Below are 13,639 nucleotides of genomic sequence, written 5' to 3'. Positions count from 1 at the left end.
CATCGATTGTTAGCCGTTGAATCTGTGTTAGGCGTGATAGACATATCAGTACAACGCTGTTTAGCTGCAAAAAAGGTTGGGTCTGATTATTGAATGGAATACCACTCTCTTTTGTAGGGGCCTATAGATTTCTCAAAGCAGAGCAGAATAATAATCCCTATGCTATAGGCCACTAAATCTTCCCAGCTAAAAGTGGTGCCAATGATGGTCCTTGCCAATTGCGATGCTCCTAATCCTAGAATTTCTACGATTTTAAAGGACTGCAGAACTTCAACTGCAAATGAGAATAGGAGAACACCGATAGCAGCGGTCATAATTGAAACTTTAAAGAATGCTCTAACGATTGCGTAAATCAAAATAACGACTAAGAGGTCACCGATATACGGGCGAATAAAGTTGTCATCAATATGGAGTGCGATATACAGCTCTATCAAAAATAGAATGATCGACCAGGCACAGTAATAGGTATTAAATCTCATAACAAGGGAGTAGGGCGATTCAACGGCATCAGGCCATTCGATATTTAGCTATTATTTCCCACCCATAGAAATAGATTGCTTATTTGACGCAAAATCTTTACCGATTCACACTGCAAAATGACAAATTGAAGGTCTGCTCAGACGACTCTCAGATTTTTGCGGTACTCTGTAGGTACTGAGCTTGGGTGAAGTTCATTACCAACGGCTAATAGACTTAGCCAAACATGATGTTCAGTAATCAGTCATGGGGTAATGTACGGGGGAATGATTGATGCGGTCCCCCACGGCTGTACTTAAACGGAGATAACCGTATGAAGTACCCAACTCTAGTCATGGCATTCTTGCTAGCTGCCTTCACTGTAGATGTGGCAGCTGTTAAAGCAGAAGACCTTGTGCAGTCTCAAGCGGATGAAACCGCTTTATTAGCAGGCAAACGCAAAGGTTTCCGGCGTGGTGGTTTTAAGAGCCGGCGCCGATTGCATCAGCGCCGTTTTAGACGATTTCCCAATCGAAATTTTCGGCATCGTAAGTTTCGACGTTTCCCTGGACGAGTTCGCCATCGGCCTTTCCACCGCCGTCGAACCTTTCACCATCGTCGCCGGTTTGGACGACAATTTCGACACTACCCCTTTCGTAGGCGCTATCGTCACTATTCACCCTACTACCATCCATTCTCCCGGAGACTGTACCTACATCACTCGACCTTTCCCAGTCGGCGATCCTACATCGCACCTGAACATCGCGGACCAGAAGGTAAATACGATCACCAAGGCCTCGCTAAGCGGGTGATTTTAGGAATGGTTGCTGATCCAGATCTGAAGCCCTTGGTGGCAACGTTGGATATTCAACAAAAGGGAGACACAGTATTCCTAAGTGGTGAAGTTCCCGATCAGGATGCTTTAGACAAAGTAATTGAACTGGTCAAAAATACCAAAGGCGCTAAAAAAGTCGAGGCCACTGAGGTGCTTGTGCTGTCTGAATCTGAATAACAAGTAGTAGCCTCCCCTGCCAAAATTTGAGAGGGGAGGCGTTTGGGGAATCAATCTGCATTCTGATTTTCAGGTGGTTTACCCGGAGGGAATAGTTCCATCTAGGTTAAGGGCTGCACAAGACCTTGTTTTCAATAGAGTCTTTCTATTCAGTAGAGTTGGCCTATATGTCTGCTAACAAGGTTTCAATCGCATTTACAACCTTCTGACATTTCTGTGGATCAAGAGCATCGGCATGGGGCGAAGCAAACTGACCTTTATCGTTGTCAAAATACTGGCCAGAGGCAGCAGAAAACTCATCGGTCAGGGCTGCACGAGTCAATATGTCCGCGCCAATCCGAAGATCGCCCCCTGCGACTCCAAAGCCCTCTTTCACCATCTTGCTGCCCAGCATCGAACCCGGATTCACCGCGATAATGGTCAGGCCATCACCCTGAGGTGAAAGGGCCAAACTACGGGACCACATGGTCAGTGCCAGCTTGCTTTGGGCATAAGCCGTGAAGTCTTCGGTGAACTGGACCCGTCCAGCCAAGGCCTCTAGATTAACGGGGGACTGAGCGGCGGAGGATACATTGATGAGCCGTCCAGAGGTAGACATCAATGGTCGGAGTCCCTGGGTTAGTAGATAAGGGGCGAGTGTATTTACAGCAAAGCGAACATCAAGCCCATCCTGAGTGATCGTATTAGGTGTTTTGTAGACCCCTGCGTTGTTGATCAGGACATCCAACGTAGAGTGGTTTTCAGCGACAGCCTTTGCCAGTGACACCACATCAGTCATCCGAGACAAATCGGAAACATAGCTTTCGACACTGCCCGGCAGAGTAGAGAGGGATTTTGCGGCTGCCTCCAGCTTGGTGGGATTGCGCCCATGCAACAGCACTCTATGACCTTCTGAGACCAGCATCTTGGCTGTTTCTAAGCCAATGCCATCGGTGGAACCTGTAATCAGAATCGTTTTTGTCATGGTTCTAGCTTCCTCAATCACTGCAGACCGTAAATTCTGGCAAGATATCCTCGGCCAAACGTTTTAAGGTTGTTTCAATATCCGCTTGGTTAAATCGCAAGTTCAGCGCCACATGGTTCATGCCGATTTGTTCCAGGGATTTGAGATAGGCCCGCAGGGAGTTCACTCCTAACCGGAATCCCAGATGGATCGGTTGTGGCCGGGTGTCGGGGGCTTCGGTTAGATCTAAATACAGCGGCTGCATGATGGGTTTGTCAGTACCGTCTAATGCTTCAACCCGTGCCCGCCAATCGCGAATGACCCGTGCTTGCATAACCGTATCCCGTGGATAAGTCATCCAGCCGTCCCCGTTCCGCGCAATCCACTCGGGGGCTTGTTGACTGCCTCCCGTAATCAGTAGGGGCAGTTTGACCGAGGTCGGTTTAGGCAGCATGTCCATCCCACTATTCGGGTTGCCAAACGCATTTTCAAACGTGGGTGAATTCTCACTCATCTGCCGGATGTACTCAAAACTCTCCCGAAATGCAGCTCCACGGTTGTCAAAGGGGAGGTTAAGGGCTGGATACTCTTCTGGTCGGTCCCCCGAAGCCACTCCCAGAATCAGCCGTCCCCCCGAAAGAACATCAGCGGTAGCGGCGGCTTTGGCCACATGGGCTGGATGTCGCATCGGCAGAATGATGCTGGCAACCCCGAGAGCGATTCGCTTCGTTTGGCCTGCTAACAGTCCCAAATAGACAAAGGGATCGTAGGTCTGCCCCGCATCTCCAAAGGAGGGCACGTTGAAGGGCACATCCCGTAACCAAACAGATGAAAAGCCTAATTCTTCCGCTAGCTGGACTCGTTCCAGATGGCGCTCCAGGGTGGGAACTGGCCCTGTTGGGTAAGTCTCGATCGGCACTACTAAGCCAAGGCTTAATCGGTTTGGACGAAACACAGAGTTGTATCCCCGATTAATCGGCTGAAACCCGATATCTTCCACAGGCTTGAGGGTATTGCATTCCCTATTCATTATTGGATCTCCTGCACACTAACGACCATTTCTTGCCAACCGCGTTGGTTGTTCATGTCGAACTGGGCTCCGTTCTCATCTGCCCAGGTAAAGCGCTTTAAGGCCGGGGTCTGACTAGTGGCCTGATAGAGCCAATAGGCTTCTTCCTGCAGAGCTTTGTCAATGGGTTTGTCGATGGAGGCGTAGACGGTTTGTTTGCAGGCGTTGATCGATTCAGCGGGCCAGAGGGCGATCCGGTTGGCCAAGGCTTCCACAAACGGGCCAATCTCGTCGGGGTCAAGGGCTTTGTTGATGGTGCCATAGGCTTCGGCCTGGTCGGCATCAAAGTCTTTTGCACCTAAAATAATTTCCAGGGCTCGCCCTAGACCGATCTGACGCGCCATCCGGGAGGCGCCACCGCCACAGGGAAGAATGCCCATGGCGACTTCCATCTGCATAAATTTGGCTTTGCCTCGGGCGGCAAACCGCATATCGCAGGCCAGGGCAAATTCGTGACCACCACCGCGGGCAAACCCTTCAATCTTGGCAATGGTGGTCTGGGGCAGTTTGCTGATCCGCTCTAGAACCACCTGCAAATCGAGGAGTTTGACTTCGTTGCGAGGGACTGCGATCGCAGACATGTCTTTGAGGAAATTCGTGTCGGCATGGGCCACAAAAATTTCGGGATGGGCAGATTGAAACACCACGACTTTGATGGTGCGATCTGTTTCCAGCTTTTGGGCCAGCATATTGAGATCGGCCAGCATCGGCAGGCCCTGAATATTGACAGGGGGATAGTCGAAGGTGACCCAAGTGATGGCGTTTTCGATCTCAACGTTGAAAGTAGTGAAAGTGTCGTAGTTCATTGCATCTCTCCAATGTTGTGGTTACTGAATACCGTCTAATACAGTTTTGCCAATGGCCTTACCGCTTTCTTGGAATTCATGGGCAGCCCGTAGATTTTCAATATTGAGACTGCCGCCATGGTGATTGACCGTCGAGATCAGCGTGCCATTGTCTAGCAACTCTGAGACTCGCTGTAGTAATTGATGCTGGACGTCCATATCTTCGGTTTGGAACATGGATCGGGTGAACATAAATTCCCAGCTCAAAGAAATCGCCTTGGTTTTCAGAGACATCACATCTAGAGTGTCCGGATCATCAATCAGAGCCATATGACCCCGTGGCTTAATCAGTTCCCGGATAGCAGAAAAATGCTTGTCCGTATGGGTCAGGGCCGCAACATATCGGGGGGCAATTCCCAGAAACTTCAGCTCTTCGTCTAGGGGGTTACGGTGATTGACCACGTAATCTGCTCCCATTTTCTTGACCCAAGCATGGGTATCCTCCCGAGATGCTGTGGCAATGACAGTTAGCCCTGTGAGTTTCTTTGCGAGCTGAATCAGAATCGAACCCACACCTCCTGCACCACCGATCACGAGCAGCGATTCCCCTGTGCCTTCACCTTCTTTGAGCCCAAAGCTATCAAAGAGCATTTCCCAGGCGGTAATACTGGTGAGGGGGATGCCGGCGGCTTCTGTGAATCCGAGGGATGAAGGTTTGCGACCCACAATTCGTTCATCCACTACATGAAATGGGGCATTGGTTCCTGGGCGAGTAAGGTCTCCTGCATAGAACACTTCGTCACCAGGGCGAAACTGGGTCACGGCTGAGCCCACTTCTTGCACGACCCCAGCGGCATCAAACCCTAGAATGCGAGGCTCGCCATCGGGTTGAGCACTGGCCCTCAGTTTGACATCCACTGGATTCACTGAAACCCCCCGGACCTCCACGAGTAAGTCTTTTGGACCCGGTTGGGGTTTTTCTGTTTCAAATTCGATCAGGACATCTGCTGCTGGCCCTGCATCCTTATACCCAATGGCTTTCATCATTTCGCCTCCTTTTGAGTCATTTGACCGTTATCCGCATGATAATTATTTAGATTAGAAAGATAAACAGGCTTTTAGCGAAATAATAATTCGGATATTTTTGATAAATGGATATTTTATCCCTCCGTTTGTTTTTGAGAATTGCCGCACGGGGCGGAGTCTCGGCGGCAGCGCAAGACCTCTCCCTATCCCCTGCCAGTGCCAGCGCCCGTCTGGTGAAACTTGAAGAAATAGTCGGCTTTCGTCTGTTCAACCGAACGACTCGAGCCGTCTCTTTGACCACCGATGGTGAGGCATTTTTGCCCTATGCCCAGCAGATGATTGAAACCCTAGAAACGGGGCTAAGTGCTGTCAAGGGGCAGGGGGGCAGAGGCGGAAGGGGTACTGCGAATCACCATGCCTGGATCCTTTGGCCGGATGTATATCATTCCAGCTTTGGCTGAATTTCATGCCTGCCATCCGCTGGTTAGCCTGGATTTACGGCTATCGGATGAAGTCTTGGATGTGGTCGAAGGGGCCTATGACCTGATTATCCGCAATGCTCCCTTGGCCGATAGCAGTCTGATTTTGCGAAAGTTAGCTGCTGATCGGCGGATTCTGGTCGCTTCTCCTACCTATCTTGAGGAGTATGGGACGCCTTCAACGCCTGATGATCTTGCAGCGCATCAATGTGTCAGCTTGGCCGAAGTGACGAAGTGGAAGTTTAAAAACGGACAGGCCATTAGCGTTCCCCACTCATTTGTGGTTAACGACGGTGAGGCTCTGCGTAAAATGCTGGAGCAGGGGCTGGGAATTGGCATTAAGTCTGTCTGGAATGCCAGTGAAAGTTTGAAATCTGGGCTGCTGGTCGAGGTATTGCCGGAATTCCCGTTGATGGTAGATGTCTCGATCTGGCTCCTATATCCGAGTCGCCGAATTATTGCACCAAAAGTTTATGCCATGATTGATTTTTTACTGGAACGGTTCCAACCAGTTCCACCTTGGGAGTGCTAAACAGGAGAGGGACGATCATCACATTGGCAACCTACACAAGTTGGACTTCTAACCCACTGCACACGTTTATAGTGTGAGAGAAGTCAATATTATTAGTCTTACGACTGGGAGCATGCCACCTTTGCAGTCTAGTATTCATACTCATTCTAGAGATCCTTGCTAGCCTTGCTTTCTGACATCAAATTGCTGATGCCATATTTTGAGCATCTGCAAGGGTGACATGCTCCCCTTACGACTTTCCCTTTGAATCTAAATGGGTGATGTTTTTCTTGGAGAAATTCAATTTTTTGCTATTGATATATTAAGGGCTAAATAATATTTTCTTGTCATTATTAGTGATTTTAGTACTTATTTCGTGCATCACTTTAATGAAGTCATGGGTATCCAAAAAATAATTTGGATATGCTTGTCGAAGAGAGTCAATGGATCCTGTTGAAACTAGCACTATCTGTATTCCTTCTACATCACTAATTTCCTTCTCATACTCAGAATATGTTTTTGTAGCTTCATCAAGCTTCCTTCTTCCAAAGCTTTCGATTGAAACAGTTTTTTGATTTGGATCTAGGATGACGATGTGATAATTTCCACTTTTCTTGTTGTTTGAAATTGAATTGGCAGCAACACTAAATGCTTGAAGTCTATCAATCACATTTAACTTATTCGCTACATATACCATTTTTTTCATAGGTTTCTTGTTCTTGTAACTCTTCATATCCGGGAACGGCATTACAATCTTCATAGTGGGCAAAGGCTGATCCAGTTAATGCGAAAAAATCTAGCCACTCTTCTGGACCTTCATTTGATTTTAATGCGTGGTTGAGAAATGTTCCCATTGTTTCTACTGCTGTAGCCCAAGAATGTTGAAGTTTAGTTCTAATTTGCAGTTCGATATGTAAGCCATCGTATAGAGGAACTTTTTTTGTTCTTATATTTATAGATTAAGTGAATACCCCGATATCCAGTATCTTTGGGGATTGCAATATAATCTTTTTCCCCCTACTAGATTATGTTCAAATCGTGATTGTTTATAATTTTCTCGTAAGCTCTCGACCTTTGGGAGCGTTGAAACAACGGCTCTCAATCCGCCAATATCCTGCATTCGTGAAAGTTTCATGCCAGGAAACCTTTTCAGTTTAGCAATAATTGATGGTGTTCTTTTAAGTCTTTGAGCAACTAGTGCTTTCCGATCTATATTACGCAATTTATCTCGTAGCGTGGCTTGAAAAGTATTAATTGGATATGAATGAATAGCTCTCCAGTTACTTAAGACATCATTGGCCCAGTCTCTATCGTTAAGAGATGCACTATCGTTCCGTAAAAAGTCACCAGCTTTAGATACTTGATTCTTTGAAAATTCAGGAATTATTTTTTGCCAATTTTAATATACCTAAGAAGACTATCTATGGTTGTACGATTGTCTAATTAATAACACCTTTATGCAAGATATTAGATATTGATTTTTTGTGCGATATCTTCTTTACGGAAATTCGATATTAATTTGTAAAAAACAATATTTTCCAGGGTAAAAAATATGATGAATTAGTGATTGGAATCCTTATCTTTGCTCCTGTTGATAACTATAATGTCTCTTGCTTGGTACGACTAGCCGCAATTTTAATCGGAACAAGTCTTTTGATCTGCGATAGTCATATGTTTTAATCACAAAACTAAGATGTGATTTATCTACTACAATTCATTTGCACTTTAATTCTTTGTCATACAAAGTGTCACACTTAAGAGCTTAGATCTTTTTGAGATTTACACCTATTTTGCTTACGATACTATGGGAAAGAATTTAGCTGCTTCAACTCAGTGGAGTGAGATCTACTAATTTTCCCCCAAATTCAATTCATTGAAAACGGCTTGTGAACAATCCAGGGCTGAATCTTCAAACAAGACATCATTCAACTCAATCAAGACTACTTACCCTGATTGCCTGACAGAAGTAGGTCAAAGCCTTTATTTACATAGTTTATGAGAAAAGAGTGGAGAGACATGTGAGGCTAGATTTAATCACAAATCAGCGTTATTCAAATGTCAGGCCCCACCCAAATTTATCGTCAACTGTTTTCCTTTTTACGTCAACACAGCCATTATCGAGATTTGCGCCATCTCATTGCTCTGGGCTGGATGGTAAGCGCGTTAATCTGTAGTGAACGCTTAAGCTTATCTGCCTGGGAATCCTATGTTCCCTGCCGAGCCAGAAAAGCCCAAAGTGTCGAGCGTCGGTGGCAACGATTTATAGCCAATCAACGCATTGATATTAACAAGCTATATGTACCTCTAGTCCTGCTAGCCCTTAAGAACTGGCAATCTCATCGTCTATACCTGGCAATGGATACAACGGTGTTATGGAATGAATATTGCATGATTCATCTATCCGTCGTCTGCTGTGGCAGAGCAGTACCGTTGTTGTGGAAAGTATTAGAGCACAAGAGTGCAGCTGTCGCTTTTGAGGAATATCAACCGCTATTGCGCCAGGCCCGTTGGTTATTGCGGCAGCATCCAGATGTCATGGTGTTAGCAGATCGTGGGTTTGCGAACCATCAACTGATGAGCTGGTTACAACAGAGCCATTGGCATTACTGTCTGCGTGTCCCTTGTGATGTCCTTCTCCATGGTCCACGTCAATGTCCAAGAGAAGTCCGACAATTGTGGCCATCCAAAGGCGAAGCCCTCCTCTACCGCAATGTCGGTCTTTGGGAAGATGGCATCTATCGGTGCAATCTGGTGTTGGCTAATATCCGAGGAGTGAAAGAACCATGGGCGGTGATTACAGATGAATCACCCACGCTACAGACCTTGTGGCAATACGCTTTGAGGTTTCGGGTCGAAGAATTATTTCTCGATAGTAAGTCTGGAGTGTTTGAGCTAGAAGAGTCGAAAATTCGCTGTGCTGATGCATTAGAGAGGCTTTATCTGGTTGCTGCTGTGGCACTGCTATTCAGCACGACTCAAGGAATGGCTGTTCACATTAAAGGGCTGCGCCAACAGGTTGATCCACATTGGCGGCGAGGCATTAGTTATCTCAAAATTGGATTACGGTGGCTCAAGGGAGTCGTCCATAAAGGACGGGAGTTGTTGATGCCAGTCCCCTTGCTCTGCCATGATCCACAACCGTGTTTTGCGTCTAAAAAAGCTCAAAAGAAACACTACAACAAAATCTGGTTCTCTCGCATCCGCTCTTTACAGTGCAAGGCTTTATGAGCAGGGGAAGGCGAAGATCTGTCAGGCAGTCAGCTACTTACCTTAATCTTTGTAGATTAAGCCTCGTGATCTTTTACAGTAGAGGATCTAAATAACCGTAATGTCAGTCAGTGAGTCAGCCACCTCTGTGGACATTGAGCCTCAGTGAATTTGATGGCTTGTAATTTGAGTGAATGAAAATTACAGCGTAAACCCGGCTTCTTTTCAGATAGCTCTCAGCAAAGTTCTGTAGGCTTAGGTAATCATGCTTATACTGATTAGGTGTGAAAAAAGAGTTTGCTTCCACCTAATTGAGATGATTTAAGTCCACTGGTGAGCCATTGCTCCCTAAATCTCCCCCCGACGTAAACGAATGGTTTCTATCGCCCGCAAAAATTTATTCCAAGACCTACCGCGCTTTATTGTGGCCCAGGCGGGCATCATGTTTTCCGTTGGGTTAGTCACTATTCAAATAGGTATCCTCAATGGATTTACTCGTTCTTCCACCGTACTGATCGAAAATGCGGATGCAGATATCTGGGTGACCTCCGAAGAGCTACGCCATTTTGCCTTGACCCTACCTTTGGAATATAAACAGCTGGCTGAAGCGAAAGAGGTAGAAGGAGTGGAGCGGGCAGAACCACTGATTGCCCAATCCACCGTGTGGCGAGATAAGTCGAATCAGATTGCGCCGATTCGGATTATTGGTTTTGACCCTGAAGATACCCTGTTTCGACCGCGCACCCTATTAGAAGGGACGCTGAAGGATATCCAGCAGCCCTATAAAATCTTTGTGGATCAAGCCGATCTCAAACTCCTGGATGTGTCAGAAGTCGGTGATCGAGCTGAAATTGGCTCCTATGAAGGAGAGATAAGAGGGATTACGACCGGCACCCGCTCCATTGTGGCGAGTCCTTATATTTTTACGTCTTTACCGAATGCCACGGCTTATCTGAATTCGCCGATTGCCACCCCGGACAAAACCCCACCGGACCCGCCGGATTTAACGGATCAAAATCGGATTACCTATATTCTGATCAAAGCCGCACCCACAGAAAACCTACAAGCCCTTAAAAATCGTTTAGAAGAAGCTCTACCCGGCACCAAAGCCTTCACCCAAACTGAGCTAACCGAATTAACCCAAACCTATTGGCAGCAGAGTACAGGGGTCGGCTACATCTTGGGCTTAGGCGCAGTGGTGGGCATTGTGGTTGGAACCGTCGTGGTGGGCCAGATTCTCTATTCCTCCGTTACGGACCATCTGCGGGAGTTTGGCACTATGAAGGCGATGGGATCGTCAGACTGGTATATCTATCGCGTCATTTTAGAGCAGGCGCTGTGGATGGCGGTGTTGGGTTATTTGCCCGGTATGGGGCTTTGTTTGGGCTTAGGAGCTTGGACGATTCAGGCTCAAGCGATTCAAATTTTGATTAGTCCAGCAACGGCGGCCGGGGTTTTTGTTGTCACTGTAGCCATGTGTAGTGGCGCAGCTATCTTTGCCATTCAAAAGGTGACTCGACTCGATCCAGCCCTCGTCTTTAAGTCGTGAGCTAACGCATAAACAATACTGACTCAACTGGGAAACCTGTTAAGAGGATTAGATACACCTGATGCAACTTGCTTTTCGCCAAAAACCTCAACCGATGACATTAATGACCTCTTCTCCTGATACTGCTGGTGATCTTGCCACGCCTGCCATTCAGGCCAAGGGCGTCGAAATGACATTCCATGTTGGCGATCAGCAGTTCAAAGTTTTGAAAGGCATTGATCTAGAAATTAAAACCGGGGATGTCGAATTGCTGATGGGGCCGTCAGGGTCTGGTAAAACAACGTTGCTATCCATATTAGGAGGTATCCTAACGCCCACAGGTGGGGAGGTTTCCTTATTGGGGCAAAACATTTTGGGGCTATCTCGCCATAAGCTCTCCAAGTTTCGCTTGCAGAATATCGGCTTTATTTTTCAGGGGTTTAATCTTTTTCCTGCCCTAACTGCGGCGGAGAATATTGAAGCCACTCTGAATTTAAAGGGGATTCGCGGTCGGGCGGCGAAGAAGCAATCGATCAAGTTGCTTAGACAAGTAGGGCTAGCGGATAAAACTCGAAGTCTGCCACGGGATTTGTCTGGGGGGCAAAAGCAACGGGTTGCGATCGCAAGAGCGTTAGCCGGGAATCCCAAGTTGATTCTGGCGGACGAACCCACCGCTGCCCTTGACTCTCAGCGGGGCCATACCATCATGGAACTACTACGTAAATTAGCTAAGGAAGAAGGCTGCACGGTCCTAATGGTGACCCATGACCCTCGGATTATGGATATCGCCGATCGGGTGGTCTATGTAGAAGATGGGCTGATTACACCTGAACCAGCGAATCCCACCTTTGTGCATGAGTCTTAGATTTGGATCTTGTCTTTGTTTGGTGGTCCAATTTAGAAAACAATAACGTCTGCGATAAACGGGGCGTGAGAATTGATACCCCACTTCGAAGTTATCCGACTACGAGACTTTGATTTATCGCATTTTTATCCGCCATTTTGGGAGGCATATAGATGCCAGTCGAACAAACGGGAATCGCTCTTATTGTAGGCGTCACCATAGTAGTTGAGCACTGATTCATCGTCATTCATTAGTGGTTGACTGCGAATTCCCATCAATTCGTTGCGGATAGCGACCATAATATCCGACCCAATAAATTCGAACACGTCTGTAATATCGTTGGAGGCGAAAACGGCCCCATCGGTGGCCACCCACAGCATGCCATATTGGTTGTGTGTAAACGCAACACCTATAAACTTTGTATGGAGTAAAGATTGCCATCTTTCCGCACAAGTACAGAGCGGTTGAACCAGTTGAAAATGTATGTCATTGGTAGCACATTCCAACCCGGTTGATGATTCAGGATGAATGTGAATATCATTGAACGAATCTAAAATATCCCAACCTACATGGTTATGGTGGTTGAAAGATGGAGGAAAGCCACGTGAATCACCTGTCCATCCAGCAGTAATGAACTGAGTTTCGAACTCAAGTGGTGGTTTAATCACGATTTACTTAGGTGGATAACTATGCTGACAAGTGGAAAACATACCCGATTGGTACAAGCTCAGTAAAGCATGAGGTTAAGAGCTGAGCGAGATCGCAAGAGCGTTAGCCGGAAATCCCAAGTTGATTTTGGCGGATGAACCCACTGCCGTACTGGACTCTCAGCGGGGCCATACGATCATGGAACTGCTGCGTAAATCCATTCACCGGGCCGCGGCGAACGACATTGATCTCACTAAACCGCGCGGACCGCGGCTCCGTATGCAATGGATTGTTATGCGATATTCAGCGTTCCATCACGCTAGCAGACTCGGTTGTCCAGAATGAATCGGGACTCAACGCGACGGGGTCGATCAATCTTAAGCGTGTGGTAAATGAGGCTTCATCCTTTGTCCGCATAAGAGTTGAGAATGCGCAAAGAGTTTCAGCAAACAAGGGAAGCGATGAATTCATGAAGACTCGTTTCATCATGTTGTCGTGATTGTAGGACACAACCGTGCCACCATCAGCTACGTCCAAGCAAATCGCATCGCCATAATTGTTTGATCCGATGATGTATGAACTAGGGAAGCCCTCTAATTCCGTTAATGAATGATCGTCATTATTGAAGTTCAGAAATGGTGCTGCATCAGCGGGGAGTCCGGATTCGAGAAGAAACGCTTTGTGTTCATCGGGGATGCCCAGTAAGGAAACGCGTTCCGGTGAATAGATGATGAATCGGTCCAGTTCGAGTTCAATATTAGGTGGGATTGGCGGCAGCGACTTGATGAAGCGCGATTTGAATTCCGATGGTGTCATATCATGCATACAATCGCATAACTATTAATTATACGGATGGCGACTGATAACTCCGGCTAGAGCGGTATTATCCGCCAACTACCGTATAAATCCGAGATCAGGACATTATTAAGTCAACGCTGGATAACTCCGATTCCAAGGATATTATCCGGTTGTTCGTTCAGAAGACCAAGGTTGAGAATTTTATAGATTGCAAGGCTGTTCGCAATAAGGTGTCTACATCGAACTTTAGACTTGCAGGGGTGTGCTTATATCTGTAGGGTAAAACACTAACCTTCTCTACCTCTACTAGACCACCAGAAGTGGTAAAGAACC

15 protein-coding genes and 1 pseudogene are annotated in these 13,639 nt (G+C 46.9%); 7 read left to right on the top strand and 9 right to left on the bottom strand.

Annotation, left to right across the window (positions count from 1 at the left end; translation table 11 throughout):
* Window positions 1–86: 86 nt before the first annotated feature.
* The gene (locus HRE53_RS06215) at window positions 87–479 is read right to left on the bottom strand and encodes a DUF2809 domain-containing protein (protein ID WP_235109524.1); all 393 of its coding nucleotides are present in this window, start codon (window positions 477–479) and stop codon (window positions 87–89) included.
* 311 nt (window positions 480–790) lie between these two features.
* Between HRE53_RS06215 and HRE53_RS06210 the strand changes: the two genes are divergently transcribed.
* Window positions 791–1,468, top strand: coding sequence for a BON domain-containing protein (locus tag HRE53_RS06210; protein ID WP_235109523.1), 678 nt, complete (start codon window positions 791–793; stop codon window positions 1,466–1,468).
* A 163-nt stretch (window positions 1,469–1,631) separates the two neighbouring features.
* Here HRE53_RS06210 and HRE53_RS06205 read toward each other — a convergent pair whose 3' ends face one another.
* The 4 genes from HRE53_RS06205 to HRE53_RS06190 are packed head-to-tail and all read right to left on the bottom strand — an operon-like array spanning window position 1,632 to window position 5,309.
* Window positions 1,632–2,432, bottom strand: coding sequence for an SDR family NAD(P)-dependent oxidoreductase (locus HRE53_RS06205; protein WP_235109520.1), 801 nt, complete (start codon window positions 2,430–2,432; stop codon window positions 1,632–1,634).
* A 13-nt stretch (window positions 2,433–2,445) separates the two neighbouring features.
* Window positions 2,446–3,441 (bottom strand): LLM class oxidoreductase, encoded by a 996-nt coding sequence (locus HRE53_RS06200; RefSeq protein ID WP_235109518.1) that lies wholly within the window; start codon window positions 3,439–3,441, stop codon window positions 2,446–2,448.
* The gene (locus HRE53_RS06195; protein WP_235109516.1) at window positions 3,441–4,286 is read right to left on the bottom strand and encodes an enoyl-CoA hydratase/isomerase family protein; all 846 of its coding nucleotides are present in this window, start codon (window positions 4,284–4,286) and stop codon (window positions 3,441–3,443) included. The genes HRE53_RS06200 and HRE53_RS06195 overlap by 1 nt, the downstream gene beginning before the upstream one ends.
* Window positions 4,287–4,307: 21 nt before the next feature.
* Window positions 4,308–5,309, bottom strand: coding sequence for a zinc-binding alcohol dehydrogenase family protein (locus HRE53_RS06190; protein WP_315876564.1), 1,002 nt, complete (start codon window positions 5,307–5,309; stop codon window positions 4,308–4,310).
* A 107-nt stretch (window positions 5,310–5,416) separates the two neighbouring features.
* On the opposite strand from HRE53_RS06190, the gene HRE53_RS06185 reads away from it, so the two are divergent.
* On the top strand, window positions 5,417–5,752 hold the full coding sequence (locus tag HRE53_RS06185) for a LysR family transcriptional regulator (RefSeq protein ID WP_235109512.1): 336 nt from the start codon (window positions 5,417–5,419) through the stop codon (window positions 5,750–5,752).
* The gene (locus HRE53_RS06180) at window positions 5,706–6,302 is read left to right on the top strand and encodes a substrate binding domain-containing protein (RefSeq protein WP_235109510.1); all 597 of its coding nucleotides are present in this window, start codon (window positions 5,706–5,708) and stop codon (window positions 6,300–6,302) included. Before HRE53_RS06185 ends, HRE53_RS06180 begins: the two co-directional genes overlap by 47 nt.
* Before the next feature lie 301 nt (window positions 6,303–6,603).
* On the opposite strand, the gene HRE53_RS06175 is transcribed toward HRE53_RS06180, so the two are convergent.
* Together HRE53_RS06175 and HRE53_RS06170 are read right to left on the bottom strand one after the other, a co-directional pair.
* A complete protein-coding gene (locus HRE53_RS06175) occupies window positions 6,604–6,987 on the bottom strand; it encodes a hypothetical protein (protein WP_235109508.1) in 384 nt (127 codons plus the stop codon).
* On the bottom strand, window positions 6,959–7,135 hold the full coding sequence (locus HRE53_RS06170; protein ID WP_235109507.1) for a hypothetical protein: 177 nt from the start codon (window positions 7,133–7,135) through the stop codon (window positions 6,959–6,961). The genes HRE53_RS06175 and HRE53_RS06170 overlap by 29 nt, the downstream gene beginning before the upstream one ends.
* A gap of 1,201 nt (window positions 7,136–8,336) precedes the next feature.
* Between HRE53_RS06170 and HRE53_RS06165 the strand changes: the two genes are divergently transcribed.
* The 3 genes from HRE53_RS06165 to HRE53_RS06155 all read left to right on the top strand — a co-directional run bounded on the left by HRE53_RS06165 (window position 8,337) and on the right by HRE53_RS06155 (window position 11,881).
* Window positions 8,337–9,509, top strand: a complete 1,173-nt coding sequence (locus tag HRE53_RS06165; protein ID WP_235107614.1) for a transposase — start codon at window positions 8,337–8,339, stop codon at window positions 9,507–9,509.
* Between the two features lie 352 nt (window positions 9,510–9,861).
* Window positions 9,862–11,037 carry an FtsX-like permease family protein gene (locus tag HRE53_RS06160; protein ID WP_235109505.1) on the top strand — a complete coding sequence of 392 codons (1,176 nt, stop codon included), beginning with the start codon at window positions 9,862–9,864 and terminating at the stop codon, window positions 11,035–11,037.
* A gap of 94 nt (window positions 11,038–11,131) precedes the next feature.
* Window positions 11,132–11,881 (top strand): ABC transporter ATP-binding protein, encoded by a 750-nt coding sequence (locus tag HRE53_RS06155; protein ID WP_396124656.1) that lies wholly within the window; start codon window positions 11,132–11,134, stop codon window positions 11,879–11,881.
* Window positions 11,882–12,006: 125 nt separating this feature from the next.
* Here HRE53_RS06155 and HRE53_RS06150 read toward each other — a convergent pair whose 3' ends face one another.
* Entirely contained in the window at window positions 12,007–12,528 is a 522-nt protein-coding gene (locus tag HRE53_RS06150; RefSeq protein WP_235109504.1) for a hypothetical protein, read from the bottom strand.
* Window positions 12,529–12,619: 91 nt separating this feature from the next.
* Here HRE53_RS06150 and HRE53_RS06145 point away from each other — a divergent pair.
* Window positions 12,620–12,724 (top strand): annotated as a pseudogene (locus HRE53_RS06145) (ABC transporter ATP-binding protein); the annotation flags it as partial.
* A gap of 87 nt (window positions 12,725–12,811) precedes the next feature.
* Here the strand turns inward: HRE53_RS06145 and HRE53_RS06140 are convergent.
* Window positions 12,812–13,333, bottom strand: coding sequence for an SUKH-4 family immunity protein (locus HRE53_RS06140; protein ID WP_235109503.1), 522 nt, complete (start codon window positions 13,331–13,333; stop codon window positions 12,812–12,814).
* Window positions 13,334–13,639 lie beyond the last annotated feature (306 nt).

This window comes from Acaryochloris sp. 'Moss Beach', from assembly GCF_021497025.1.
GTDB classification, from domain to species: domain Bacteria; phylum Cyanobacteriota; class Cyanobacteriia; order Thermosynechococcales; family Thermosynechococcaceae; genus Acaryochloris; species Acaryochloris marina_A.
The sequence above is the reverse complement of the archived record's forward strand: the minus strand, read 5'-3'. Positions and strand labels throughout refer to the sequence as shown.

Excerpts from the sequence above, each read along its gene's own strand:
- HRE53_RS06215 (WP_235109524.1), bottom strand. The coding sequence starts at position 479 with ATGAGATTTAATACCTATTACTGTGCCTGGTCGATCATTCTATTTTTG.
- HRE53_RS06210 (WP_235109523.1), top strand. The coding sequence starts at position 791 with ATGAAGTACCCAACTCTAGTCATGGCATTCTTGCTAGCTGCCTTCACT.
- HRE53_RS06205 (WP_235109520.1), bottom strand. The coding sequence starts at position 2,432 with ATGACAAAAACGATTCTGATTACAGGTTCCACCGATGGCATTGGCTTA.
- HRE53_RS06200 (WP_235109518.1), bottom strand. The coding sequence starts at position 3,441 with ATGAATAGGGAATGCAATACCCTCAAGCCTGTGGAAGATATCGGGTTT.
- HRE53_RS06195 (WP_235109516.1), bottom strand. The coding sequence starts at position 4,286 with ATGAACTACGACACTTTCACTACTTTCAACGTTGAGATCGAAAACGCC.
- HRE53_RS06190 (WP_315876564.1), bottom strand. The coding sequence starts at position 5,309 with ATGAAAGCCATTGGGTATAAGGATGCAGGGCCAGCAGCAGATGTCCTG.
- HRE53_RS06185 (WP_235109512.1), top strand. The coding sequence starts at position 5,417 with ATGGATATTTTATCCCTCCGTTTGTTTTTGAGAATTGCCGCACGGGGC.
- HRE53_RS06180 (WP_235109510.1), top strand. The coding sequence starts at position 5,706 with ATGCCTGGATCCTTTGGCCGGATGTATATCATTCCAGCTTTGGCTGAA.
- HRE53_RS06175 (WP_235109508.1), bottom strand. The coding sequence starts at position 6,987 with ATGAAAAAAATGGTATATGTAGCGAATAAGTTAAATGTGATTGATAGA.
- HRE53_RS06170 (WP_235109507.1), bottom strand. The coding sequence starts at position 7,135 with ATGGGAACATTTCTCAACCACGCATTAAAATCAAATGAAGGTCCAGAA.
- HRE53_RS06165 (WP_235107614.1), top strand. The coding sequence starts at position 8,337 with ATGTCAGGCCCCACCCAAATTTATCGTCAACTGTTTTCCTTTTTACGT.
- HRE53_RS06160 (WP_235109505.1), top strand. The coding sequence starts at position 9,862 with ATGGTTTCTATCGCCCGCAAAAATTTATTCCAAGACCTACCGCGCTTT.
- HRE53_RS06155 (WP_396124656.1), top strand. The coding sequence starts at position 11,132 with ATGACATTAATGACCTCTTCTCCTGATACTGCTGGTGATCTTGCCACG.
- HRE53_RS06140 (WP_235109503.1), bottom strand. The coding sequence starts at position 13,333 with ATGCATGATATGACACCATCGGAATTCAAATCGCGCTTCATCAAGTCG.